This is a genomic window from Bacillus cereus group sp. RP37 (assembly GCF_040459695.1).
In the GTDB taxonomy this organism is placed as follows: domain Bacteria; phylum Bacillota; class Bacilli; order Bacillales; family Bacillaceae_G; genus Bacillus_A.
Genome location: NZ_JARVHP010000001.1, coordinates 318,660 through 344,050, shown reverse-complemented (window position 1 = coordinate 344,050; position 25,391 = coordinate 318,660). Strand labels below are relative to the sequence as shown.

Below are 25,391 nucleotides of genomic sequence, written 5' to 3'. Positions count from 1 at the left end.
CTATCGCTATGCTCGTTTCCCTACCATAACTCCTATGATGAGACTACCTGCAAATAAGGAACTACATATTATCAATATCTCTTGCACAGGTATAACAGCCCCGCCTATTGCTTTACTCGCAACAATATAAACAATAAGAAACAGAAATGCGAATACAAATGAGACATTTACATGCTTTTTTATATTTTCATTTACTCGCTCATCTATATCGGGAAGTTCTTCTTTTCTGTACTTACGATTTTTGTAATACACATACACTGTCAAAAATACAATTGCTAAAACGTTACTCACTACGAGCGGTAAAATTGGTATAGCCGGATTCATAATATGAACTATAATGTCTCCCAAAAACAATCCAAAAAACGCACCGATATACAACTTTCTAGCATTGTTCATTTTCTCTCCCCTTACTCCAGCGTAAAGATTTCCTCCACCTTCACTCCAAAATATTTGGCGATTTTTAGGGATAACTCTAGACTCGGGTTGTAATGATGGTTTTCAATCGCCACGATTGTCTGCCGTGTCACCTGCATCGCCTTTGCCATTTCCACTTGTGTTATATGATGTTGCTTTCTTAATTCTTTAATTTTATTTTTTACACCCATAGGCTCCACCTTCAAAAGTAAAGATATCTTTACTTGGATTATAAATATTTTCCAGTTATAAGTAAAGATATCTTTACAAATTTTAGAAAAACGTTTCACTGAACATCTACTCTAACAAAGTACAAAAGTAATTCAATTTATATCAGCGATTTTTTAATATATCGACATCCGTAGCGCTATAATCATAAGAAAAAGCTGTCCCCAAATACCTTTGGGAACAGCTTTTTCATCCTACTACATAAATCCTAATCCCCAGACAAGAACGTATCCAAGAACCGATAAGCAAACCGAGCCGATTAGCCCCGCGACGAATGCTTTACTTCCTAATTTACGGAACGTTTTAAACTCTACATTTAAGCCGAGCCCTGCCATCGCCATTGCGATTAACATATAAGCAATGACCACAATATAGCCCGCGACAACTTCTGGAATAATTCCAAGTGAATGCACTGCACTCATCGCTAAAAATCCGAAGATGAACCAAGGAATTGGAAGGTCACGCCACGATCTTTTTTCTTCGCTTCCCTCGCTCTTACCAAACCATAATCCGATTAAAATCGCTACTGGTACAAGCATTGCAACGCGCGTTAATTTCACGATAACTGCGATGTCTACAGCCGCGCTTCCCCCTGGCGCCGCAGCTGCGATGACATGAGCGATTTCATGAAGCGTCGCCCCTGAGAATACACCGTAACCGTACGGAGAAAAGCCGAGCACTGGGTATAATAGCGTATAAATAAGTGTAAATATCGTACCTAAAATTGCAATAATTGCTGCTCCAACTGCCGTTTCTTCATCCTTCGCTTTCACTTGCGGTGCAATTGCCACGACCGCAGCCGCCCCGCAAATTGCCGTTCCGCATGCTGTTAAAATTCCAAGTTTCTTTTCTACTTTAAATACTTTCGTTAGTCCATATACAACGAAAATCGTAAATGTAATAACAACCGCTGCGATGACCAATACTTTCGGTCCCGCCTTCGCAATATCAACAAGATTTAACCGCATTCCAAGTAAGATGATCCCAAAGCGAAGCAACTTCTTACTCGCGAAATTCGTTCCAGCTATCGCTTCTTGCGGAACTCCGATAGCTGCTCGCCAAACCATCCCAATTAGAATAGCAATTACTAATTGTCCCATAATATTTAAAAATGGAAGCTCTGCTAAATATTTCGCGACAATTGCGATTAATAATGTAATCCCAATTCCTTGCGAAAATCCAAAGCCCTTTTTCTTTTGTATAACAAGTGTTTGTTCCACTTTGTACCACCCCAATAATCGTATTGGAACATGCATGTTCTTTCTACTTACATTATAAGAGAGTTTCTATAATAAGTTTAATATCAATATTGAATCTCTATCATCAGAAATACTTATGATAAGATGATAGAAAAACGAAAGGATCCCATTATATGAACGTAGACATTTTAAAGATTTTTGTTACTGTCGTTGAACAGAAACACTTCTCCCGTGCAGCAGAACTATTAAACCTCTCGCAACCTGGCGTAAGTATGCACATACGCAACTTAGAAAACGAATTTGGCACTACACTTATTCAGCGCTCTCCTAAGCACGTTCAAGTGACAGAGGCTGGAAACATTTTATATATACACGCAAAGCAAATGCTCTCTCTTTACGAAGATGCTAAACAAGAAATTAACGAATTACATAACGTTGTAACAGGAACTCTTCGCATCGGTGCTAGTTTTACAATTGGCGAATACTTACTTCCAAAAATACTAGCTAACTATGCGAATGAAAATCCACACGTCGAAGTTCATACTTTTATCTCAAATACAGAAGACGTTTTGCAAAGCCTTCGCTCTAATCAAATTGATATCGGCTTAGTGGAAGGGCAAGTCGTATATGCCGATGTTGACGTTGAAACATTTATGCAAGATGAAATGAAGCTCGTCGTTCCGCCAAATCATCCACTGCTCCGCACAAATGAAATAAATGAAAACACACTCCAAGATCAAGTATGGGTATTAAGAGAAAGTGGTTCTGGAACACGTGCTTATAGTGATCGCTTCATTCATCAACACCATTTAAAAATGAAACGATTCTTTACATTCAGTAGTATTCAAAGCGTGAAGGAAGCAGTTAGTGCTGGGCTTGGCATCGCTATCCTTTCTGATTGGACTGTACGGAAAGAGCTACTGGCAAAAGAGCTATTCCACGTCGAAGTTCCAAATGAACAACTCATCCGTCCCTTCTCCATCGTGCGTGGCAAATACTTTATTCAGTCTAAAGCTATTCAAGTGTTTTTAAATCATGTAGATTCTTTTGCGAAAAAACAGAGTTGACCTTCACATTAGTGTGAAGGTTTACAATATGTTTAAAAGGAGTGAAACACGTTGCGAATTGGAGAGTTATCAAAAGAAACTGGCGTTAGCGAAAGATCACTAAGACATTATGAGGAAAAGGGATTACTCCCTTCTAAACGCCTCACAAATGGCTACCGTGATTTTGATGAAAATGCCATCAAAAAAGTAGAACTTATTCAAATGTACTTACAAATTGGCTTAAATTTAGAAGAGACGGCAAGGATGCTGCGTTGCCTTGAAATTGAACCACACCTGTACGAAAATCCTTGCAGCAGCATCCTTACGCTTTATGAAGATAAACTCAATGAAGTAACAAAGCAAATTTCATTACTTTCCAGTATTCAAAAGAATTTGCAACAACACGTTTCACTCCTAAAACAAGCAAAAGAAAAGGAATGATTACATGTTTGTTATACACGGCAGTTCAAGACAAAATGGAAATACGGAAGCTCTAACACATATGATGATTGATGGAATGGAAACAGAACAAATTTACTTGCGAGACCATACAGTTCATCCTATTACGGATCAACGTCATGATGCAGAAGGATTTCAACCTGTAAATGATGACTATGGGCAGTTAACCAAACGCATGTTAGAGCACGACACGATTATCTTTGCTACACCATTATATTGGTACGGAATGAGTGGACATATGAAAAATTTTGTTGATCGCTGGTCACAAAGCTTGCGTGATACATCCCTTCATTTCAAAGAAAAAATGAAGGGCAAAAAAATGTATGTTGTCATCGTTGGTGGGGACAATCCAAAACTAAAAGCATTACCGCTTATTGCTCAATTCCAATATATCTTTGATTTTGTTGGTTCATCATTTGAAGGGTATGTTATCGGAGATGCGAATGGATTAGATGAAATCCAAAATGATGCTGAGGCGCTAGCAAAGGTACAAATTTATAATAAAGAATTCAAAAATCACAAACAGAAATAAGTTTGACAAACTCATTTGTATGCGCATACAATAAAAGTAATATTATGAAAGGAAGGTACTTTGACCAATGAAGTTCTAATTCTCTTATTTATTTCATCCATCACAAATAGTGAACAAAAATGATGAAAACTAGCAGGGGATTAGTCTGTCCATTTGTCGATACTTTCTTTCGAAACGATCATGTAAAAAAATCGTTTATTTATGTACGATTTTTTACATGCAAGGGCGACGTTTATCCTCTCTAGTGAAACTAGGGAGGTTTTTTTATGACTATTTTATTCGCACGTAATATTGAAAAGAGCTTTGGTGATCGCACACTATTTACGTTACCATCACTGGAAATTCAAGCACAGGATCGCATAGGAATTGTCGGAGTCAACGGAGCTGGTAAATCTACGTTATTACAAATATTAAGTAAAGAAATAGAAGCTGATAAAGGCATAGTAACTCATCATAGCTCTATAAGCATCATTCCTCAAATTAGCGAGGAATTACCAGAGGTCGCTTCTTCTCCTGCAAAAGGAAAATGGAATATTTCAAACGTCTCAAATTCAATGAGCGGCGGTGAACGAATGCGTCTAAAGATTGCCCATGCTCTCGAGCAAGAGGCAGGCATTTTATTCGCTGACGAACCAACAAGCCACTTAGATATGATCGGTACAGAGCAATTAGAAAAGGCACTTTTATCTTATAAAGGGGCTCTTGTTTTAATATCGCATGATCGTGACTTTTTAGATAATATATGTACAAAAATTATTGAAATTGAAGACGGGATGATTCAAGAATATAAAGGAAACTATTCCAACTATCGAAAACAAAAAGAACGTGAGCGAATACAAAAACAAGCAGAATATGAGCAATATGTACAAGAAAAAAATCGTTTAGAGCAGTCCATTCTACAAAGAAAGCAACGTGCTTCTAACATGACAAAAATCCCAACAAGGTTCAGCTCATCTGAATCTAAACTGTATAAGTTAAGCGGGGCTCATGGGCAAGAAAAGGTTACCAAAGCAGCGAAAGCATTAGAGACACGTCTCGAAAAACTAGAAAAGAAGGAAAAGCCAAAGGATCTTTCTCAGGCCCAGTTTGACGTGCAATACCATACACCCATTCATAGTAAAGTGGCAGTACAGTTCAATAAAGTAACAAAGAAAATAGACGACCGCACACTATTTACAAATATGAATGGAACGATTGCTCCTGGTGCAAAGCTTGCCGTTTTAGGGGAAAATGGAAGCGGCAAAACAACTTTGTTCAACATGCTTCTCGCAAACGAGCGTGGCATACAGCTATCGAAAAGCTGTAAAATCGGATACTTCGAACAAACACTATCAATTTTAAAAACAGATAAAACCATTTTAGAAAACGTTCTAGAAGAAACAAACTATACAGAAGCATTCGCTCGCACAATACTTGCACGACTCCTATTCCGCCGTGAAGATGTTCATAAACCTGTTCACGTTCTAAGCGGCGGTGAACGAATGAAGGTTGCACTCGCAAAAGTATTTTTAGGAAACTATAATATGCTTCTGCTCGATGAACCGACAAACTATTTGGACTTAGCGACGCAAGAAGAATTAGAAATCATGTTACAAGAATACCCTGGCACAATACTTTTCATTAGCCATGACCGTGCCTTTATTCGCTCTGTTGCAGACCATATTCTACAAGTAGATGAGAGTGAACCAAGAATCTTCCATGGTAATTACGAACAATACACAAAAAGAACAACCGGGAATTCTGTAAACGTTACTGAACAAGAATTATTACGATTACAAACAAAATTAACAGAAATCATCGGCCGAATTTCCATACCAAATCATCACGATGACATCACATCTCTCGAACAAGAATACGAAACATTATTAGTTCAAATCCGAGAATGTAAAGAAGCGCTCTAATGTCTTCCCTATATATCGACAGGGCCTTCCGCATTTCCCAAGAAATACTGAAACTTCGACATAGAATAGCATCAATAAAAGTGAAAAAGCCGTGCATCAGCACGGCTTTTTCGCTTTATATACGGACAGCAGTCCCGCTCACTGCAACCATTAGCATTCCTTCGCGAACTACTTCGTAATCCACGTCGATACCAACAATTGCATTCGCATTTTTTTGTCTTGCGAAAGTTTTCATTTCTTCCATTGCGATGTCGCGCGCTTCTTTTAATTTACTTTCATAAGCGCCTGCACGACCGCCGACAACGTCACGGACAGAGGCGAAAAGGTCACGAACGATATTCGCGCCCATAATCGCTTCTCCATTGACGATATCGATATACTCAATAATTTCTTTGCCTTGAATTGTAGACGTTGTTGTTACAATCATACTTTATAGCCTCCCATATGAGATTTTCACCTACTTATGGTGCACTAATTCAGTACAAATTATATTTACGAACTAAACTGAGCTTCGTATAACCTACTGTATCCTCCGCCTTGCTCAATTAATTCATCATGTGAACCTTGCTCTGCAATACCGTCTTTATTTACAACGACGATACGATCTGCATTTTTAATCGTTGCAAGTCTGTGAGCGATAACTAACGTTGTACGGCCAACTGCTAATTCTGCAAGCGATTTTTGAATCGCAAGTTCCGTCTCTGTATCTAATGCGGAAGTCGCTTCATCTAGTATTAAAATTGGCGGGTTTTTCAAGAACATACGAGCAATAGCTAGACGTTGTTTCTGTCCGCCTGAAAGTTTCACACCGCGCTCACCGATAACAGTATCTAAACCGTCTGGTTGTGAGTAAATTAAATCTTCTAATTGAGCTCTCTTTACCGCCTGCCAAATTTCAGCTTCTGACGCCTTTAAGTTTCCGTAAGCGATATTTTCACGAATCGTTCCTGAGAATAAGAACACATCTTGCTGCACAATTCCGATTTGCTTACGAAGTGAAGATAACGTCATATCTTTCGTATCAATGCCATCAATTTGAATCGATCCAGATGATTGCTCGTAAAATCGTGGTAATAAACTACATAGTGTTGTTTTCCCTGCCCCTGACGGTCCAACGAAAGCAACCGTTTCACCTGCATGGATTTTCAAACTAATCTCATTTAAAATCGGTTCTTTGTTTTCATATCCGAACGTAATGTTGTTATATTGAATATCACCATGTACATGTTTTACTTCTATCGCATCTTTAGAGTCTACAATGTCAGGCTCTGTTTCAAGAAGCTCTACATATCTCTTAAAACCAGCAATCCCTTTCGGATAGCTTTCGATTACCGCATTAATTTTTTCGATTGGGCGGAAGAAAATATTCGTTAATAGAACGAATCCGATAAATCCACCATACGTTAATTCGCCTTGCAGAACAAACCATGTACCGCATATTAAGACGAAGAGCGTTACGAGACGCATGAGCATATAACTAATCGATGAATTTAACGCCATAATTTTATACGCCATTAATTTCGTTGTACGGAAACGAGCGTTGTTCACAGCAAATTGTTCTTTCTCAAACTTTTCATTTCCGAATGCTTGTACAACGCGAATACCACCAACGTTGTTCTCAATACATGCATTGAAATCCGCAACATCTGAGAATAAACGTCTAAACGTACCTGTCATTTTTTTGTTGAAGTAAAGTGCCAACCATAGTAGGAATGGAATGACGAAGAACGTTAATAGCGCTAACTTCCAGTTGATCATCATCATGAATGAGAACGCCCCAACTAAAGTCATAACAGCGATAAATAAATCTTCTGGCCCATGGTGAGCAATTTCCCCGATTTCCATTAAATCATTTGTAAGACGTGAAATTAAATGACCTGTTTTATTATTATCAAAAAATCTGAATGATAGCTTTTGAATGTGATCAAATAATTTCTGCCTCATATCCGTCTCAATGTTAACGCCAAGCATATGTCCCCAGTATGTAACGACATATTGTAAGCCTGCATTTAATATATAAACTGCTAGTAAACCGAAACAAGCCCATAAAATAAGCGTCCAGTTTTGTCCTGGCAATAACTTATCAATAAATTGATTTACGATAAGCGGGAAGCCAAGTTCTAGTAATCCTGCGACAACCGCGCAAGAAAAGTCGAGTATAAATAAACCTTTATACGGTTTATAGTAAGAAAAAAATTTACGTAGCATATCTTACCTCCATTTTCCAAAATTAAAAAGACTCCCTAAATGATAACCATTATCAAATAATTATTCAAGTTATCCGTCTATGAAACCAAAAAAGTGGATAAATTTAAAAAGCCTAACTCCTCATTTATATCCATGAGAAATTAGGCTTCATTTCTATATGTTACGGATCGTATTCAATCCAAAGTGCTCTACTGATAAGTTTCGTTCCTTTTATTTTTTCACAAATACATCCTTTAAATAGTTCAAAACTCATCATACTCCCGATAAATCTTTCGCTTCTCTGTTCTTATCCCGTAACTTCCAACTGTGCAATAAACGGTTTAACTTGTAGATCTAAATTTACATATTAACCCACCCTAAAATCCCCTCACTACACTTGGATTTGAAAATAACGACGAACAGTTTCTTCAATCTCATGTTTTTCTAGCTTTTCTTTTGTTTTTTCTTTTCCATCAACAATAATCAGTGTGTCTCCTAACAAGGTGATGCGCCCATTTTCTGTAACTCGTGAAAGGAAATACACCTTATTGAACATTGATTCTGGAGCTTTTTCAGTTAAGACACAAATTGGATGAATGTTTTCCAAGTTCCATTTATGAGACGGCTGTTCAAATCGATATAGCATCTCCCAATCATCATCCGTCTTTTTTTGCAAATAATAAAATGATGTTGTCTCGTCTTTATTTACTCGGTAAAGACCATCACTATCCACAACTTCCTCTCCATTCAACGGAACAGGAATTCTCGGTGAATTACCGCCCATGCCTACATCCACCAAATACTCTTTATTATCAATTGGTGCGATTATGAATAAATGAGCATTTTCAAGAGCCCAAATTCCTTCTCTTACATATACAGTTCCTGCCATAAGATAGGAATCAAATCCTAATTCTTTTAGCAGAAAATAAAATATTCCGTTTAACTCGTAGCACACGCCACCCTTCTTCGCATGAACAATTTTTTGATATAAATCTTCTTCACGCAAAGATAGAGGTTTTCTTGCAAGAATATCAAGATTCTCAAAGTGAACGTTGAGTACATGTTGCTTTTGAAGATGAGATAAGTAAGAGAAACTTACCTCTCTTTTTTCAGATTGAATATGCTCTAAATATTTTTGAATATCCAAAAATCATCCACCTCATTTTTTATCTATATATAAATTCTTATAGTATTTCTTTTCACACTCCTATTATAAAATTGATTATTGATAAACAAAAATATAAAATAACTATCATATTAATAACTTCGAGTATATAAGAGAAGGTGAACATAATTTATGGAATTGCTGCAGCTCAAGTATTTTAAGACAGTCGCTCGGACGGAACATATAACAAAAGCGGCACAAGAACTTCATATCTCCCAACCAGCTTTAAGCGTTACTATCTCTCGATTAGAAGAAGAGTTAGGGGTTCCCTTATTTGATCGAATCGGACGAAAAATCCGTCTAAACACTTTCGGAAAGGCTTTTCTCAAGCAAGTGGATACAGCCCTTGAGGCACTCGAAGTAGGCAAACGACAAGTTACAGATATGGCTGGATTAGAACAAGGAAGTGTTGTAGTAGCTACTACAACTTTAAATCGGGTCTCTGAATTGCTAGCACCTTTCCTAGCCCTATATCCACACATTAACTTCCGCATAACACAAGCATCTACAGAAGAATTAAAAATTCAGCTTCTTGAAAAAGGCGAAATCGACTTTTGTCTCACACCTTCACCTATTGATCGACTAGGAGTCTATAGTCTTCCATTAATGACCGAAGAGATTGTACTAGCTGTACCAAGTACACATCGACTCAAAGATCGCGATCGTATCAAGCTAAGTGAAGTAGCAAATGATCCTTTTATCTCCCTAAAACCAGGGTATAGCTTCCGTGAGATTACAGACAATTTCTGCAGACAAGCTGGGTTTACGCCTAACATTGTATGTGAAGGAGATGAACCTGCAGCAATAAGCGGCTTAGTACGCACTGGACTTGGCGTTGCTTTTTTACCAATCGCAGCAAAAAAGGAATTACCCCCGCTAACGCTTCTCCATATTGAAGAGCCCGTTTGCCAATGGACGCCTCATTTAGTATGGAATGAAAAACACTACTTATCACTTGCTGCACAAACGTTTCGTGAGTTTGTTGTGCAACATTACGCTCAAGTAAAACCGTAAATCAAAAAAGAAGAGGCTATATAACTACAATGTTATATAACCTCTTCTTTCATTTTATTATTACATAGCTTCCGAATCCCACTCATGCTCCTGCTGAACAAATACAATACCTAATTCATGATGTCCCCCAGCGTATAATGCCGTTTGAGCAAGACGAAGCTCACCATTTGTATCTAATACTTCTAATTTACAAAATGCCCCCGTCGTCTTCGTTTGAAGCGCATCATAAAATTCCTCAGCGCTTCCTGGAATGACTCCATTTACTTTCGTAATTACTTCTCCAGGCAGTAAATGCAGCTCTGCCCCAATTGTATTCGGGATTGTATCTAATACAACAAGCCCATCATTACGTGCAGCGAAGTACGCCGGTCTTGTCTCATCCGCAATTTTTTCTTGCATCGAAATCGTGAAACGCCCAAGCATTGCGACTCCCATTGCGATAATTGCAAGTACATGCCACCAATAACTTGCGATTCCTAAAACAAGTACAAGTGCTGCTAATCCGTAAACACGTCTTCCTGTAAATAATAAAGCTTCCGTCGGCTCATAACTTCTAATCCTTCTCATAAATCCAATTAAAAATGGAACGAGGAATAGAGAATAGGTATCTGAACCGATTGAAACGACAGGCCACCATGAAATAAACTGCGTTACTGCATCACCTGGTACAAGAATAAAAATAGGCACGATCCATAAACGCTTTGATTCGTGTAAACCAATCTTTAGCCCACGCTTACCCTTACGAATCTTCGGCGTAGAATATCCTACTGCATTTTTAGAAATCAACAAGCCCTCTACAACAAGCATGACGCCTAGTAAAATAGCAAGAGATACAATCGTACTCTCTTCCCCTTCTCCAAGCTGTAAGAAGGAAACTGGTAGCTTAGAAGATAATAGAACGCATACAATTGCGATACTAAATGTATAAGCTGCTGATAAATATCGATACATAGCAGTTAATCCAAATAGTAACGTCCAAAATAAGATGACCCATAAGCTCGCTTTGGAAACAACAAGGCCAAGTCCAATTGTAATAATAGATACGATTAATCCGTATCCAACTCCCGCAAATAGAGATGTTCGCAGTTCAAACCAAATATCATAAACTTTAAAGGAAAAATCCTTTCGTTCTCGTAACATACGTAAGTATCCAACGAAGATACTACTTATTAAAAATACATAGACAGCAGGGTGTAAGAAAAAACGTCCAACTGCCCGCATTATTTCAAAAATCCATGCCTCCACGAACCCAATCACCACCATTTATATCATTCTTTCTTTTTATATTATCATAACTGGACAAACGTTTGTTTAACACAAAAAAATACAGGCAGCAAACTACCTGTATTTCTTTTTATCCCGCTTTAATGGGGAGTAAGACCCCCACCTCAAAATTCAGCGAAAGCAAAGAATTTAGGTGGGGGGTCAACTGCCCATAAAAGTCCGATTGGTTCAACTAATAATCAGTGGGGGATGAAGAAAACCCCCACTGATTAAAGTTTCACTTTATTTCACTATTAACTTTAATGCTGACTGTAATTGTAGATCGTTTTCTCCAGAACGGATTTTTTCAATAATTTTAGTTTGAATCGCCTCAGCTGTCTTTTTATCCAGCTGTCCTGTCGCTTCCATCTCATTCGCATTTTGGAATGCTTTCAGCGCTGATTCTGTCTCTTTACTAAAGTATCCATCTTCACGTCCTGGTACATATCCTAAACTCTTAAGCATTTCTTGCGCGTGTTTTACTTGGACATCATTTGAATTGTATGAAAGTGTCTTTTCAATTTGAATTGGTGTCGCATGATAATAATCTGGTTGCTTCACTTCTACTGTTGGCGCAATTCCTTTTTTATGAATCCAGTTTCCATCCGGTGTTAGCCATTTAAACATCGTTAATTTAATGTTGCTGCCATCTTTAAATGGAACGGCTTGCTGAACAGTACCTTTACCAAATGTTTTTTCACCAATTAAATCGTATCCTTCTCCCTCTTTTAGCGCACCCGCTAAAATCTCTGAAGCAGAAGCACTTCCGTTATCAATTAATACTGAAATTGGATATGGCTTTCTCTCTTTCAGTTCCGTAGAGAATTTCTTCTTCTCACCATTTCGTTGTTCTACTTGTAGCATCGGCTTTTTATCCGTCATAATTTCCCCTAGTATCTCTTCTACACTATTTAAGTAGCCACCAGGATTACCACGCACGTCAATAACTAAGCCTTTTATGTTTTTCTTCTCTAACTCTTTTAACTGATCCTTAAATTCTTTCGCCGTATTTTCAGCAAAAGAAGTGATTTGCATATAACCGATATCTTTTCCGCTCTCTTGTTTCACAGAACTAAACACTGTGAAGATTGGAATTTTTTCACGCTTAATTTTAAATACAATCGGATCAGCTACTCCTGCACGCTTAATTTCAATCGCGACAGTCGTTCCTTTTTTACCACGAATCTTTAATACTGCTTCTTCACGTGATAAATCTTTCACACTATTTCCATCTACAGATAAAATTTGGTCATTCGGTTTAATTCCAATCTTTTCTGCCGGTGAGCCTTTAATTGGAGATACGATAATAAGCTTACCGTCCGTTTTGTTCACCTCAGCCCCGATCCCCTCTAGCTCAGGATCAAGCGATTCACTAAACTGTTTAGCCGTTTCTTTATCCATATACGTGGAATAAGGGTCCTTCAGCGTAGACAACATGCCTTGTATTGCACCTTCGACTAACTTGTCATCCTTCACGTCTTCCACATAACGTGAATCAATTAGTGCATACGCCTCATTAATTTTTGCCAAATTCCCTTGCGCGGTGCTAGCGTTTCCACTCGAAATTGTTTGCGTTACCTCTGCTGGGTTAACCCCAAATAAAGACATACCTGCAAACATTCCGCCAGCACCAATTAAAAATGCAACAACCATTCCAATAATTGCAACTCTACGTTTCAATGCGGAATTCCCCTTTCCAAAACACACAGGTGGTGTAGCAAAAGGCATCACACAGTGTGTGATGCCTTTACCTATTTCTACTATATGATAAGCTTGTACGAATTATGTTTGCAACTTTTTATACTTTTAAGAAGCGACGAATTGACATTACACTTCCCCACATACCGATTAAAGCCCCGATTAACACTAGTAAACCAGCTAATTGGAATACGAAAGGACTGTATGGTAGAAGTTCGAAAATTGTTCCGCCAAGTTTTTCGTTAAACACACTTTGTAGTGAATTATACGTAACTAGAATTAGGCCAATTGGAATAATTGATCCTAATACTCCTAGGAATAATCCCTCTAATAAGAACGGCCAACGAATAAACCAGTTTGTTGCACCTACCAGTTTCATAATTTCGATTTCTGTACTACGAGCATAAATTGTAATTTTAATTGTATTAGAGATTAAGAACATCGCTGTGAATAAAAGACCAGCAATTAGCGCAATCCCGATATTACGTCCTGTTTTTACAGTATCAAATAATTTTTCAACTTGACCTTTACCGTATTGAACGTTACTTACAAACTGCATTTTTTCAATCTTTTTCGCAATTGTTGCTGTATCTGTTGGTTCTTTTGCTTTTACAATGAATACGTTTTTAAGTGGGTTATCTTGTTCAAATAACTCAAACGTTTTTCCGCTATCACCTAAGCTTTTAATTAAGCGTTTTAGCTCTTCTTCTTTAGATGAATATTTAATAGAGTCTACTTTTGCAACCTTACTCATATCATCTTCTAATTTCTTTTGATCCGCTTCTTTTGCTGCTGGATCAATGTGTACACGAATCTCTACATCTTGCTCTACTTTCGTCGCAAAATGGTTCATATTCATAATCGCTGTTAAAAAGACACCTACAAGTAATAATGTAACTGTTACTGCACTAACAGAAGCAAACGTCATCCATCCGTTACGTGATAGATTCTTTACACCTTCTCGCAAATGTCGACTAAGGGTCTTAGCCTTCATATCCGTATCCTCCCTCAATCTCATCTCGAACAATTTTTCCGCCTTCAATCGCGATTACACGATGACGAATTGTATTTACGATATCTGCGTTATGTGTCGCCATAACAATCGTTGTACCACGCTCGTTAATACGCGTAAAGATCTTCATAATATCAAGAGCTGTTTCAATATCTAAGTTACCTGTTGGTTCATCGGCAATTACAACCTTTGGTCTATTAACAATCGCTCTCGCAATCGCAACACGTTGCTGCTCTCCGCCCGAAAGTTCACTTGGTAGTGCGTCTGCACGATCCTCAAGACCTACAAGACCTAAAACTTCTGTTACACGCTCACGAATGGCTTCTTTTTCTTCTTCAATTACTTCTAAGGCAAACGCAACATTCTCATATACCGTTAACTTAGGTAGTAATTTAAAATCTTGGAAAATTACGCCTAATTGACGACGGAAATAGGGAACATCTCTTTCTGCTAATGTTTCAATAACAAGTCCATTTACATTAATTGATCCTGTAGATGGCTTTTCTTCACGATACATCATTTTAATAAATGTAGATTTCCCGGCTCCACTCGGTCCAACTACATATACAAACTCACCTTGTTTAATGTTAACTGTGAGACCAGCAATGGCTTTCATACCATTCGGGTACTCCTTATAAACATTCGTCATTTTTATCATTATTTATCACCCAATACTTAATGATTTTTTTCGAAATACTTTTCTGTACATCTGAAAATAAAAGATAACCTTTTATTCTCGCTTAACCACTCTTGTTGAAGGTAGTCTACTTACAATCTTTTTATAAGCAATACTACTATGTAATATATTTCAGCAAAATTCTACAAACCTCATTGTAACATCAAACGGTTTCCAGTTCGGATACAATTTTGTTACAGTTATGTTACACTCCAAAAAAGGAAACGAGTCGTCATAATTCTTACCCAAAATCATTTTGGGATAAGATTATATAATCAACTCGTCCATTTTACCCTTTTTATTTATGTTCAGCTAACCACTCAGCTACTTTTTTCGCATCCTCACCTTGAATGATTCCTGGTGACATGGACCCGCGACCCTTTTCAATAATCTTTTCAATCTCTGCCGCATCATATTTCTGTCCTACTTTTCGTAAATCTGGGCCAGTTGCTCCTGATAAATCTTTAGCATGACAACCAATACAACTTTTTTGATAAATTTGCTCTGCGCTATCTGTGCTTGCAGATTGTTTCGAAGGCTTACTCTCTTCTTTATTTCCACATGCTCCTAAAGCAAAAACTACTGATGTCCCTAGCGCAATAGCCAACAATTTCTTTTTCACTTCTATCGCTCCCCATTGTTGATATTCTTTTCATTCCTAACACACTCATTTTCATTATAAGCATTATCTTTATATAGAAAAACTAAGGTATATTTCAAATTCTTCAAAAATACAGTAAGAACCCTGATAATATAAAGCTTTCATAAGTTGTTTCAATTCTGTGAACAACGTAAAAACTTCTATAAAGAATTCTTTTTGAACAGGAAATCAGAAAAGTTCTGTTCAAGTCTTACTCTATTACCGCCCTGTTTTACTATTCTCTACTTTTTACAATACAATATACAACATTGTATGCTACATATAATCTCATCAAAAAGAGAAGTTGTCGTTTCCAACTTCTCTTCCTCTTTACTTCATCTATAAAAATAAAATCAAATTCTTTATATCCTCGATTATCCTCAGCATACGCCGACAACTTTGTTGGCTTTTTTTCGCTTATCCCGCTATTTGTGAGCAGTAAGACCCCGCCTCAAAATTCAGCGAGAGCAAAGAAGTTAGGTTGAATGCGGGCTGATAATCAGTGGGGATGAACAAAATTCCCTCTGATTAAAGTTTCACTTTATTAGATGCGAGAACGTAAGTAAGCATCAATAAATGGATCAATTTCTCCATCCATAACTGCTTGCACGTTACCAACCTCTGTATTTGTACGGTGGTCTTTCACAAGAGAATACGGGTGGAATACGTAAGAACGAATTTGGCTACCCCATCCGATTTCTTTTTGTTCACCACGAATTTCATCTAACTCCGCTTGTTGCTCTTCTAATTTCTTTTGGTATAATTTCGCTTTTAACATCTTCATCGCGTGCTCACGGTTTTTAATTTGTGAACGCTCTGACTGACATGTTACAACTGTGTTTGTTGGTGTATGTGTAATACGAACTGCTGAGTCTGTCGTATTAATATGCTGTCCACCCGCACCACTTGCACGGTACGTATCAATTTTTAAGTCTTCTGAACGTATTTCGATTTCAACTTCATCATTGAACTCAGGTACAACTTCACAAGATACGAACGATGTATGACGACGGCCTGAAGAATCGAACGGCGAAATACGTACAAGACGATGTACACCTTTCTCTGCCTTTAAATAACCGTAAGCATTATGACCTTTAATTAATAAAGTAACACTCTTAATACCAGCTTCGTCACCTGGTAAGTAGTCAACAGTCTCTACTTTAAACCCACGTTTTTCAGCCCAACGTGTGTACATACGTAATAACATAGAACCCCAGTCTTGTGACTCTGTTCCACCAGCACCTGGGTGTAATTCTAAAATCGCATTATTTTTATCATAAGGATCGCTTAATAATAACTGAAGTTCATAGTCATTCATTTCTTGAATTAAGCCTTTTACTTCTGATTCAAGCTCCTCATGTAAATCTTCATCATATTCTTCTTTTAAAAGCTCATGCGTTATTTCCAAATTTTCGAATGTCTCATCTAACTGACGAAACTTTCCAACCATATCTTTCAGTGCATTTGCTTCATTAATTACAACTTGTGCGCCTTGTTGGTCATCCCAAAATCCTGCGGCCATCATTTTTTCTTCTAATTCTGCAATTTGTTTTTCCTTAGTAGGAAGGTCAAAGAGACCCCCTAAAAGCCGCTAATCTCTTAGCCATTTTCTCTAATTCTTGTCTAATTTCTACTAATTCCATTTCCTTCACCTCTATGTAATTGCTGTTACTTTCGTATGAAAACAAGGGAAACTCTCTCCGCTTATGACGGAGAGAGCTTAATCCTTCTTAATTATACATTTTTGATGTAAAATTTTGCAAAGCAGTCTGGGCTACCGCCCTGTATTACTTCCCGATACCACAGCAGTTTTTATATTTTTTACCGCTACCACATTTACATAGATCGTTGCGTCCTACTTGGTCACCTTTTACAACTGGTTTTTTCTTCGCCTCTTCGCCATCACTAGATGGATGAACAGCTTCGCCTTGAACAACTTCTTGACGCTCTAAGTTTTGTTCAATTTCAGCCTTCATAATATAACGAGAAATTTCCTCTTCAATAGACGCAATCATCGATTCGAACATTGCGAATCCTTCCATTTGATACTCACGAAGTGGATCAATTTGACCGTAAGCACGTAAATGAATACCTTCACGAAGGTGATCCATCGCATCAATATGCTCTGTCCATTTCGTATCTACAACACGGAATACAACAACTTTTTCAAACTCACGCATTTGCTCTTCTGGCATAAGCTTTTCTTTGTCGTTGTAACGCTCTATTAATTTCGCGATAATTGGCTCGCTCATTTCCTCTGGAGCAAGGCGACGTAATTCTTCTTCTTTTACATCTCCTTCTTGCAGAAGGTTTGTATTTAAGTAGTCAACAAGACCTTTAATGTTCCAATCTTCTTCCATTTCCTCTTGTGTATGAAGCGCAACAGCACGTTCTACTGTAGATTTCATCATACCTTCAATAATATCGCGTAAGTTGTCCGATTCCATTACTTCTTGACGCTGTTTGTAAATAACTTCACGTTGCTGACGAAGTACATCATCGTATTGTAGTAACTGCTTACGTGCATCATAGTTATTTCCTTCTACACGTTTTTGCGCAGATTCAACTGCACGAGAAACCATTTTACTTTCGATTGGCTGTGAATCATCCATACCAAGGCGATCCATCATTGATTTCATATTATCAGAACCGAAGCGGCGCATTAGTTCATCTTCCATTGATAAGTAGAATTGCGTAACACCAGGGTCTCCCTGACGACCAGAACGACCACGTAGCTGATTATCAATACGACGACTTTCGTGACGTTCTGTACCGATAACGGCTAAACCAACGTTTTTAATATCTTCTCCAAGCTTAATATCCGTACCACGGCCCGCCATGTTCGTCGCAATCGTTACAGCGCCCTTAATACCAGCTTCTGCAATGATATCTGCTTCACGCGCATGGTTTTTCGCATTTAAGATGTTATGACGTACACCCTTACGTGTTAACATTTTTGAAATAAGCTCTGACGTTTCAATTGCAACTGTACCGACAAGAACAGGTTGTCCTTGTTTATGACGATTTACAATATCCTCAACAACAGCATTAAATTTACCTTCCATTGATTTGAAGATTAAATCAGCACGGTCATCACGAACAATCGGTTTGTTTGTTGGAATTACGATAACATTCATATTGTAAATGTTACGGAATTCTTCTTCCTCTGTTTTCGCTGTACCAGTCATACCAGATAACTTTTCGTACATACGGAAGTAGTTCTGGAACGTAATTGTCGCAAGCGTCATACTTTCATTTTGAATTTCTACGCCTTCTTTTGCCTCGATAGCTTGGTGTAAACCTTCGCTATAACGACGACCTTTCATAAGACGACCAGTAAATTGGTCTACAATTACGATTTCGCCTTCTTGTACAACATAATCAGTATCACGGTGCATAACAACGTGCGCACGAAGTGCCTGGTTAATATGGTGAAGAAGTGCTACATGTTTTAAATCGAATAAGTTTTCAATATGGAAAGCTTTCTCCGCTTTCGTAATACCATCTTCTGTTAACATTACATTTTTCGTCTTCACATCAAATGAATATTCTTTTTCATTTTCTAATGTACGAACGAATGCATTTGCAAACATGTATAGCTCTGTTGATTTTTGCGCTTGCCCAGAAATAATAAGCGGCGTACGCGCTTCATCGACTAAGATAGAATCGACTTCATCGATAATAGCAAAGTGAAGCGGGCGTTGAACGCACTGCTCTTTATATAAAACCATGTTGTCACGTAAGTAATCGAATCCCAGCTCATTATTTGTGCTATACGTAATATCAGCAGCATAAGCCTCTTGTTTTTCTTCGCGTGACATACTGTTTAAGTTAATTCCTACTGTTAAGCCTAGGAACTCATGAAGTTGTCCCATTTCACTTGCATCACGTTGTGCTAAGTATTCATTGACTGTAACAACGTGAACACCTTTTCCTGTTAAGGCATTTAAATATACAGGTAATGTAGATGTTAATGTTTTACCTTCACCCGTTTTCATCTCAGAGATATTCCCTTCATGTAAGGCAATACCACCCATTAACTGTACGCCATACGGACGCATTCCAAGAACACGAGTCGCAGCTTCACGAACAACCGCAAAAGCTTCAGGTAGTAGATCATCTACTGTCTCACCTTTTGTTAGACGTTCTTTAAATTCAAGCGTCTTCCCTTTTAATTGTTCATCAGTTAATGGCTTAATAGATGGCTCTAATGCATCAATTTGCTCAACTGTCTTCTGCATACGTTTAATTTGGCGTTGATTTACATCAAACACCTTTTTTAAAATACCGATCATAGGAAATACGCTCCTCTTTTTATTAAAATAAAACTTCTGATTGTTTTTTCTTTTTCTCTATTTCAATCAGTCGTTATAAAAATCAAATGTATGTTATGCCAATTTTTCTCCTAATTAAAAAAACTAAAATGTATATACCTAATGATAATTGTAACACTTGTCTTATAACTATGACAACAATCGGCAAGATGTCTCGTTCTAAATTAAGAAAATTTTTTAAAAAAATCTATTTCCAGCAAAAAAAGCGCAGCCATTTCGGCTGCGCTTCTGAATTATTATTTAGTTTCGATTAAACCATATTTCCCATCTTTACGGCCATATACAACATTAGTTTCATTTGTATCAGCATTTGTGAAGACGAAGAAATTATGCCCTAGCATATCCATTTGTAGGATCGCTTCTTCAACGTCCATCGGTTTTAAATCGAATCGTTTTGTACGTACAAGTTCTAGTTCATCCTCTTCTACCTCATCCAGAACAGCTACTGCTTCTGGAAGGATAAAGTTCGTTTTCATAGAACCTTTCTCACGTAACTTACGATTTACCTTTGTTTTATGTTTACGAATTTGTCGCTCAATTTTATCAACTACTAAATCGATAGCAGCGTACATATCGCTATTAGTTTCTTCTGCACGAAGTAATAAATCAGTAAATGGGATTGTTACCTCGACACGTTGCTTGTCAGAGTATACTTTTAAATTAACTTTAATCTCTGGGAATGTATCAAAATAACGCTCTAACTTACTTAGTTTTTTCTCTACATATTCCTTTAATGCTGGAGTTACTTCAATATTTTCACCACGAATGTTGAATTTCATAGATGAATTCCTCCTTTCAAGCCTATGTACTATAATTTCGACACTGGCTTAAAAACTCCTTCTAACTTTTTTAAAAAAATTAGTGGAATTGCGATTTTTTTATCGTTTTTTGTTGAAATGAAAAGATGCATCGTTTCTATCTTTATTTTATCCTATTCACATCGTGAATAACGAATATAACTGTGGACAATTCGTTACAGAAAAGAAACAACTTTTTGACAACTTGATTCATAACAAAAACCCCTTGCAAAAAACAAGAGGTTCTACTACATATATATAACGTTGCCACAAACGCAGCTTTCTCTTCCCAAAAACAATATCCCTACAGTTTTACAACATTAGCTGCTTGTGGTCCACGTGCTCCATCTACAATGTCAAACTCAACTTGTTGCCCTTCTTCTAATGACTTATATCCATCTTGTTGAATAGCAGAAAAATGAACAAACACATCATCACCATCTTCACGCTCAATAAACCCAAATCCCTTTTCTGCATTGAACCATTTCACTCTTCCTTGCATATTCATTCCATTCCCTTCACTCTAAAAATCAGGGCATTCACCCCATAATTTGACTATAACGAATGACAACTTACGAAGTCAAAGAAGACTTATCGTCTTTTTATTATCCCTTTCGACAGTTATAGATCAACTTCTACAGAGCGTCAAACTAGAAACTTCCCTTGCTCCTCTATCGTATAAAAGACTTCCAATTTGTCTAACTGTAATTCCTGTCGTATATACATCATCAACAAGTAAGATGTGTTGACCATGAAACATCTCTTCTCCCTGAAAATAAAAAGGATTACTTCCCGAAATCCTTTCTTTACGTGTCTTCTTACTTTGCTTTTCTGTTTCCCTTCTCCATAATGATGGATAAGAAATTTTGACAGGTAAACAAGCTGCTAATAACTCTGCCTGATTAAAACCACGTTCATATTCCCGTTCCCTACTAAGTGGAACAGCAATAACACTTGAAACACTCGCAAAATGCTTTTGAAATAGCTCCCGAAAGGATCGATGAAAAATATGAACTAACTCCGCATCCCCCCGAAACTTAAACTGTGCTAATATTTCTTTCATCTCACCATCGTATACGTGCAAAGAACGATTTTTAAAAGGACGATACTTCTCCTCATTTATCCACCTTACGCAATCCACACAAATATCATTTTCTTTATATTCGGAAGGCAAGTCCTCTAAAGGTCGCCCACACTCCATGCAAATTTCTCCTATAATATAGGAAAGTTTCCGCTCACACCTATCACATATATATTTTTTATGAGGCTTTACAAAGAAGGTACACCAACTAACTGTTCCCAAAATATATTCATCACAAAGTAGACAATGCATTAATCGATCAATCCTTGTTCTTTCGCATTTTTGTTCATACTTTGAATATGTTTTTTCGCTCGTACCATCGCCTCTGTCTTACCGTAATGAAAATAAATAACCTCACCATAAGGTTCTTCAAAACTACGACCTGCTCGGCCTGCAATTTGTACGAGCGCACTTTCCGAAAATATTTCTTCTTCCGCGCCTAACACCGCCACTTGTAAGTTCTTCACAGTTACTCCTCTCTCTAAAATTGTCGTTGTAACTAATAACGGAATTTCTCCCTTTCTGAAAGATGCCACTTTTTCTTTTCTCATTGGATCTTCTGCATGTACACCATCCACTCTATGATCCAATGATTTCAATAACAAGCTCATTTCTTCTATATATCGTACATGGGGAACAAATAAAAAAATGGGATACTTTTTGTTTAAGTACATGTTTAACCATTGTAGTAAAACTCGAGGAATTCTTTTATGATGGAGGCCTTTCTTCCAATTTCCGCACCAGCAAAATAGAGGGACTGGCAACGGATGACGATGGTATCGTCCAGAGACAATGATACCTTTTTGTTTCCCACTTCTGAAATTACGCTTCCACTTTTCATCGGGAGTTGCTGTTAAATAAATACGCGCTGCTTTCTCTTTCATCGCTTGTTGTACTGCATACTGTAACATTTGATCTGCATGATACGGGAAAGCATCTATCTCATCTACAATCATGACATGAAACGCTTGATAGTAACGTAACAATTGATGCGTAGTTGCAACGACTAACGCTGCATCTTTGTCTCGGTCTACACTTCCTCCGTATAAGGCTGCTACATGTATATTTGGAAACACCTCTTGTAATCTCGGTGCTAGTTCCAGCACAACGTCTGTTCTTGGTGTTGCGATACAAACTCTTTCTCCCTTTCGCAATGCCTCTTCCATACCGTAAAATAACATTTCTGTTTTTCCAGCCCCGCACACAGCCCAAATAAAAAACGATTCTTTTTTCTTAACAGCCTCTATCACTCCTTGTGCAGCCAGCTCCTGACCAGTAGACAGAGCCCCTTTCCACTGTAACGGATTTAACTCCTTTTCTCCTTTTCTTTCATTAATCCCGCGAACGAGTACAACACATTCACTAACTCTCCCCATCGTTATACACTTCCGGCAATACGTACATACTTTACTGCACCTTTTACATAAAAATGATGCAAATAGTCGCTGCTCTATATTTCCGCAGCGCTGACACACATATTTAGAAGCCTTCTTTTTAACACCTTGTACACATACGACCTCTTTCTTCTTTTTCAAATCATGTAATGTATCCCGCACGTCTGAAGAGAGTTCTTCTAATAGCAACTGTTTTCCAGCAAGCATCAGCAACCACCTCCAGCACTACTATAAACTTTTCTTATAATCTCGTAAAAACTCAAAAAAGCCGATAACCCACTTATAAAATAGTAAGCTATCGACTTTATACACGTTTTTTTATTAAATTATAATCCTATAATCTTCCGTAACCTAAGAAATGTTTTTGGTTATAAGAGCTATTTACGCTACCGTAAGTAACACCTGTTGATTCATCAGCAGCATGAATCATTTGACCGCCACCAATATAAATACCAACGTGAGATACGCCTGCTCTGTAAGTACCTTGTAAGAAGATAAGATCTCCTGGTTTTGCTTCAGATGGGCTAATCTTTTGTACAGAGTTCCATAAACCTCTAGTATCTTGACGACCTAAACCGTAAACATAAGAGATTAAACCACTGCAATCAAATCCACCATTCGAAATTGATGCACTACCCCATACATATTTCAGACCTACTAAACCTTTAGCTTTTGAGACAACATCTTGTCTTCCGCCACCATTATCAGCTGGTACTTCTGGAGCTGGTGTTTCTTTTTTCTCTTCTTTTTTCTTAGGCTCTTCTTTTTTAGCTTGTCCATCATTGTTTGCTGGAGCTGCTGTTTGAGCCTGTGTTTGTGCTGGTTGAGCTGGAGCCTGCGCTGGTTGGGCTGCTTGCTCTGCCTGCTTTTGAGCAGCAACTTCTTGTGCAGCTTTTTCTTGCGCTTCTTTTTCAGCAATTTGTTGTAATTTTAATGCCTGTTGTTCAAGCTCTTTTAATTGGCTTTCCGTACTTGTCATCGTATTTACAACTGTATCCATTTTTCCGCTTAAATCATTTACTGCAGTTTCTTTTTTCGCTTTTTCAGTGTCAAGTTCTTTCTTAGCAGTTTCAATTTGAGCCTGTGCTTCTTTTAATTCTTTTTGCTTTGTTTTTACCGTTTCAACATCTTTTTTCACGTTCGTTTGATCTTCTTGTTGAGTTTTCATGATATCTTCGTCAGACGCAAGAATTTTAGAAACAGAATTTAAACGATCAACTAAATCTGCAATGTTTTTAGAGTTTACAAGAACTTCTGTTACAACGTTCGTATTTGGTTGTTCTTGAAGTGCAACTAAACGTTTTCTTAATAACTCTTCACGCTTTGCAATTTTCGTTTGTAATTCTGCAATATCTTTATTTTTTGTTTCAATTAATTGCTGAGTATCCGCAACTTTTTTCGTTGTTTCATCAAGTTTCGAAGCATTCTCTTGAACAGACTTATCCAAACCTTGAATTGTTTTGTTTAAGTCATTCATTTGTTTTTGTAATTCATCACGTTCTTGTTGTTGTTTATGTAAAGTGTCATTTTGTGTATTAATTTGTGATTTCACGTCAGAAATTTTATCTTCTGCAAATACATTTGGTGTTAGTCCTGAAAACATTAACCCTGCAACTAATGCGCAAGATGCCATTTTTAGCTTTTTCATTTTATTTTTTACACCGCTTTCTTTTTTCTTTTTCCGTATATAACCTATAAAATTTATACCATAATTCGGGATTTTTTTTGCTAATGTTACGCTTTTGTAAAACAAATGTAATATTATATGTAACTGTATCGCAAAATATGCGTATTTTTGTATGTATGTGTAGAATTTTAAAGGCTTTTTATAAGCAAAAAAAAACGTAAGGTTTCCCTCACGTTTTGTTAAATATGCTAATACGAATGAAATCAAAACGTTATTTCATCCATTTCTCAGCCCAATTTTGGACTTCATCCATAACACTTTCTAATGCTTTCCCTTTGTCAGTTAAGCCGTACTCGATTCGAACTGGTACTTCTGGATAAACACTACGAACTACAATGCCTTCGCTTTCCAATTCCTTTAAACGCTCTGACAACATACGATCGCTCATATTGGGTATGATATCTGCAATTTCTCTAAAACGTTTTGACTCTTCAAGCAAAGATTTAATAATTAAGCCAGTCCATTTTTTACTAAGCAAAGTAAAAGCTGACTCAAACTTTGGACATAAACAAGAATTATGCTCCATATGTTTCACCTCTCTCCCATTACAATATAGTCTCTTGTAAAAAGTAAGTTATAAAACTTTCCTCATTATTTTATTTTACGTACATTTTACCATTTCCAAATATTAACTTGTCAACTACACGTAAAATATCCGTAAAAA

Annotated in this window: 24 protein-coding genes; 5 read left to right on the top strand and 19 right to left on the bottom strand. The window is 37.4% G+C overall.

The window, feature by feature from the left end:
• Nucleotides 1–6: 6 nt before the first annotated feature.
• The 3 genes from QCI44_RS01645 to QCI44_RS01635 form a co-directional block, all read right to left on the bottom strand.
• Nucleotides 7–396, bottom strand: coding sequence for a hypothetical protein (locus QCI44_RS01645; RefSeq protein WP_088084573.1), 390 nt, complete (start codon nucleotides 394–396; stop codon nucleotides 7–9).
• 11 nt (nucleotides 397–407) lie between these two features.
• Nucleotides 408–605 (bottom strand): helix-turn-helix transcriptional regulator, encoded by a 198-nt coding sequence (locus QCI44_RS01640; protein ID WP_000538359.1) that lies wholly within the window; start codon nucleotides 603–605, stop codon nucleotides 408–410.
• Between the two features lie 234 nt (nucleotides 606–839).
• Nucleotides 840–1,862, bottom strand: coding sequence for a YeiH family protein (locus tag QCI44_RS01635; RefSeq protein ID WP_016085583.1), 1,023 nt, complete (start codon nucleotides 1,860–1,862; stop codon nucleotides 840–842).
• 152 nt (nucleotides 1,863–2,014) lie between these two features.
• On the opposite strand from QCI44_RS01635, the gene QCI44_RS01630 reads away from it, so the two are divergent.
• The 4 genes from QCI44_RS01630 (at nucleotide 2,015) to abc-f (ending at nucleotide 5,779) form a co-directional block, all read left to right on the top strand.
• Entirely contained in the window at nucleotides 2,015–2,908 is an 894-nt protein-coding gene (locus QCI44_RS01630; RefSeq protein WP_016085582.1) for a LysR family transcriptional regulator, read from the top strand.
• Nucleotides 2,909–2,959: 51 nt separating this feature from the next.
• A complete protein-coding gene (locus QCI44_RS01625) occupies nucleotides 2,960–3,328 on the top strand; it encodes a MerR family transcriptional regulator (RefSeq protein WP_098561009.1) in 369 nt (122 codons plus the stop codon).
• 4 nt (nucleotides 3,329–3,332) lie between these two features.
• On the top strand, nucleotides 3,333–3,878 hold the full coding sequence (locus QCI44_RS01620) for a flavodoxin family protein (protein ID WP_016085580.1): 546 nt from the start codon (nucleotides 3,333–3,335) through the stop codon (nucleotides 3,876–3,878).
• Between the two features lie 266 nt (nucleotides 3,879–4,144).
• On the top strand, nucleotides 4,145–5,779 hold the full coding sequence (gene abc-f / locus QCI44_RS01615) for a ribosomal protection-like ABC-F family protein (protein WP_353810983.1): 1,635 nt from the start codon (nucleotides 4,145–4,147) through the stop codon (nucleotides 5,777–5,779).
• Between the two features lie 115 nt (nucleotides 5,780–5,894).
• On the opposite strand, the gene QCI44_RS01610 is transcribed toward abc-f, so the two are convergent.
• The 3 genes from QCI44_RS01610 to QCI44_RS01600 form a co-directional block, all read right to left on the bottom strand.
• On the bottom strand, nucleotides 5,895–6,206 hold the full coding sequence (locus QCI44_RS01610; RefSeq protein ID WP_000637523.1) for a heavy metal-binding domain-containing protein: 312 nt from the start codon (nucleotides 6,204–6,206) through the stop codon (nucleotides 5,895–5,897).
• A gap of 65 nt (nucleotides 6,207–6,271) precedes the next feature.
• Nucleotides 6,272–7,987 carry an ABC transporter ATP-binding protein gene (locus QCI44_RS01605; protein WP_016136019.1) on the bottom strand — a complete coding sequence of 572 codons (1,716 nt, stop codon included), beginning with the start codon at nucleotides 7,985–7,987 and terminating at the stop codon, nucleotides 6,272–6,274.
• A 370-nt stretch (nucleotides 7,988–8,357) separates the two neighbouring features.
• Nucleotides 8,358–9,113, bottom strand: coding sequence for an arylamine N-acetyltransferase family protein (locus tag QCI44_RS01600; RefSeq protein WP_098505928.1), 756 nt, complete (start codon nucleotides 9,111–9,113; stop codon nucleotides 8,358–8,360).
• 150 nt (nucleotides 9,114–9,263) lie between these two features.
• On the opposite strand from QCI44_RS01600, the gene QCI44_RS01595 reads away from it, so the two are divergent.
• On the top strand, nucleotides 9,264–10,145 hold the full coding sequence (locus QCI44_RS01595; protein ID WP_000421891.1) for a LysR family transcriptional regulator: 882 nt from the start codon (nucleotides 9,264–9,266) through the stop codon (nucleotides 10,143–10,145).
• A gap of 60 nt (nucleotides 10,146–10,205) precedes the next feature.
• Here QCI44_RS01595 and QCI44_RS01590 read toward each other — a convergent pair whose 3' ends face one another.
• The 13 genes from QCI44_RS01590 to QCI44_RS01530 all read right to left on the bottom strand — a co-directional run bounded on the left by QCI44_RS01590 (nucleotide 10,206) and on the right by QCI44_RS01530 (nucleotide 25,253).
• Nucleotides 10,206–11,390, bottom strand: a complete 1,185-nt coding sequence (locus QCI44_RS01590) for a PDZ domain-containing protein (RefSeq protein ID WP_016136935.1) — start codon at nucleotides 11,388–11,390, stop codon at nucleotides 10,206–10,208.
• Nucleotides 11,391–11,651: 261 nt separating this feature from the next.
• Entirely contained in the window at nucleotides 11,652–13,088 is a 1,437-nt protein-coding gene (locus tag QCI44_RS01585; RefSeq protein WP_080120081.1) for a S41 family peptidase, read from the bottom strand.
• Nucleotides 13,089–13,206: 118 nt separating this feature from the next.
• Nucleotides 13,207–14,100 (bottom strand): permease-like cell division protein FtsX, encoded by an 894-nt coding sequence (ftsX, locus tag QCI44_RS01580; RefSeq protein ID WP_000645023.1) that lies wholly within the window; start codon nucleotides 14,098–14,100, stop codon nucleotides 13,207–13,209.
• Nucleotides 14,090–14,776 carry a cell division ATP-binding protein FtsE gene (gene ftsE, locus QCI44_RS01575; RefSeq protein ID WP_071724655.1) on the bottom strand — a complete coding sequence of 229 codons (687 nt, stop codon included), beginning with the start codon at nucleotides 14,774–14,776 and terminating at the stop codon, nucleotides 14,090–14,092. The genes ftsX and ftsE overlap by 11 nt, the downstream gene beginning before the upstream one ends.
• A gap of 316 nt (nucleotides 14,777–15,092) precedes the next feature.
• Entirely contained in the window at nucleotides 15,093–15,416 is a 324-nt protein-coding gene (cccB, locus tag QCI44_RS01570; RefSeq protein ID WP_000727965.1) for a cytochrome c551, read from the bottom strand.
• Between the two features lie 562 nt (nucleotides 15,417–15,978).
• Nucleotides 15,979–17,077 (bottom strand): peptide chain release factor 2 gene (gene prfB / locus QCI44_RS01565; protein ID WP_098405031.1). Its coding sequence is split into 2 segments (ribosomal slippage): nucleotides 15,979–17,004 and nucleotides 17,006–17,077, totalling 1,098 coding nucleotides; the frame shifts between segments, so codons are not numbered across the junction.
• Nucleotides 17,078–17,221: 144 nt separating this feature from the next.
• Nucleotides 17,222–19,729, bottom strand: coding sequence for a preprotein translocase subunit SecA (gene secA / locus QCI44_RS01560; RefSeq protein WP_016085573.1), 2,508 nt, complete (start codon nucleotides 19,727–19,729; stop codon nucleotides 17,222–17,224).
• Nucleotides 19,730–20,004: 275 nt separating this feature from the next.
• Nucleotides 20,005–20,547: a ribosome hibernation-promoting factor, HPF/YfiA family gene (gene hpf, locus QCI44_RS01555; RefSeq protein ID WP_000671186.1), complete on the bottom strand. Its 543-nt coding sequence runs from the start codon at nucleotides 20,545–20,547 to the stop codon at nucleotides 20,005–20,007.
• 322 nt (nucleotides 20,548–20,869) lie between these two features.
• Nucleotides 20,870–21,067, bottom strand: a complete 198-nt coding sequence (cspC, locus tag QCI44_RS01550; RefSeq protein WP_001990088.1) for a cold shock protein CspC — start codon at nucleotides 21,065–21,067, stop codon at nucleotides 20,870–20,872.
• A gap of 126 nt (nucleotides 21,068–21,193) precedes the next feature.
• Nucleotides 21,194–21,898: a ComFC family protein gene (locus QCI44_RS01545; RefSeq protein ID WP_082181535.1), complete on the bottom strand. Its 705-nt coding sequence runs from the start codon at nucleotides 21,896–21,898 to the stop codon at nucleotides 21,194–21,196.
• Nucleotides 21,898–23,247, bottom strand: a complete 1,350-nt coding sequence (gene comFA / locus QCI44_RS01540; RefSeq protein ID WP_088084580.1) for an ATP-dependent helicase ComFA — start codon at nucleotides 23,245–23,247, stop codon at nucleotides 21,898–21,900. Before comFA ends, QCI44_RS01545 begins: the two co-directional genes overlap by 1 nt.
• Nucleotides 23,248–23,374: 127 nt before the next feature.
• Nucleotides 23,375–24,793 carry a C40 family peptidase gene (locus QCI44_RS01535; protein WP_033659985.1) on the bottom strand — a complete coding sequence of 473 codons (1,419 nt, stop codon included), beginning with the start codon at nucleotides 24,791–24,793 and terminating at the stop codon, nucleotides 23,375–23,377.
• A gap of 145 nt (nucleotides 24,794–24,938) precedes the next feature.
• Nucleotides 24,939–25,253, bottom strand: coding sequence for a winged helix-turn-helix transcriptional regulator (locus tag QCI44_RS01530; RefSeq protein ID WP_016085569.1), 315 nt, complete (start codon nucleotides 25,251–25,253; stop codon nucleotides 24,939–24,941).
• Nucleotides 25,254–25,391 lie beyond the last annotated feature (138 nt).

Bases quoted from the DNA above. Each gene is read 5' to 3' on its own strand.
- secA (WP_016085573.1), bottom strand. From the start codon at position 19,729: ATGATCGGTATTTTAAAAAAGGTGTTTGATGTAAATCAACGCCAAATT.
- QCI44_RS01605 (WP_016136019.1), bottom strand. From the start codon at position 7,987: ATGCTACGTAAATTTTTTTCTTACTATAAACCGTATAAAGGTTTATTT.
- hpf (WP_000671186.1), bottom strand. From the start codon at position 20,547: ATGAAATTCAACATTCGTGGTGAAAATATTGAAGTAACTCCAGCATTA.
- QCI44_RS01640 (WP_000538359.1), bottom strand. From the start codon at position 605: ATGGGTGTAAAAAATAAAATTAAAGAATTAAGAAAGCAACATCATATA.
- abc-f (WP_353810983.1), top strand. From the start codon at position 4,145: ATGACTATTTTATTCGCACGTAATATTGAAAAGAGCTTTGGTGATCGC.
- QCI44_RS01630 (WP_016085582.1), top strand. From the start codon at position 2,015: ATGAACGTAGACATTTTAAAGATTTTTGTTACTGTCGTTGAACAGAAA.
- QCI44_RS01595 (WP_000421891.1), top strand. From the start codon at position 9,264: ATGGAATTGCTGCAGCTCAAGTATTTTAAGACAGTCGCTCGGACGGAA.
- ftsX (WP_000645023.1), bottom strand. From the start codon at position 14,100: ATGAAGGCTAAGACCCTTAGTCGACATTTGCGAGAAGGTGTAAAGAAT.
- QCI44_RS01645 (WP_088084573.1), bottom strand. From the start codon at position 396: ATGAACAATGCTAGAAAGTTGTATATCGGTGCGTTTTTTGGATTGTTT.
- cspC (WP_001990088.1), bottom strand. From the start codon at position 21,067: ATGCAAGGAAGAGTGAAATGGTTCAATGCAGAAAAGGGATTTGGGTTT.
- QCI44_RS01610 (WP_000637523.1), bottom strand. From the start codon at position 6,206: ATGATTGTAACAACAACGTCTACAATTCAAGGCAAAGAAATTATTGAG.
- QCI44_RS01545 (WP_082181535.1), bottom strand. From the start codon at position 21,898: ATGCATTGTCTACTTTGTGATGAATATATTTTGGGAACAGTTAGTTGG.
- ftsE (WP_071724655.1), bottom strand. From the start codon at position 14,776: ATGATAAAAATGACGAATGTTTATAAGGAGTACCCGAATGGTATGAAA.
- QCI44_RS01530 (WP_016085569.1), bottom strand. From the start codon at position 25,253: ATGGAGCATAATTCTTGTTTATGTCCAAAGTTTGAGTCAGCTTTTACT.
- comFA (WP_088084580.1), bottom strand. From the start codon at position 23,247: ATGCTTGCTGGAAAACAGTTGCTATTAGAAGAACTCTCTTCAGACGTG.
- QCI44_RS01620 (WP_016085580.1), top strand. From the start codon at position 3,333: ATGTTTGTTATACACGGCAGTTCAAGACAAAATGGAAATACGGAAGCT.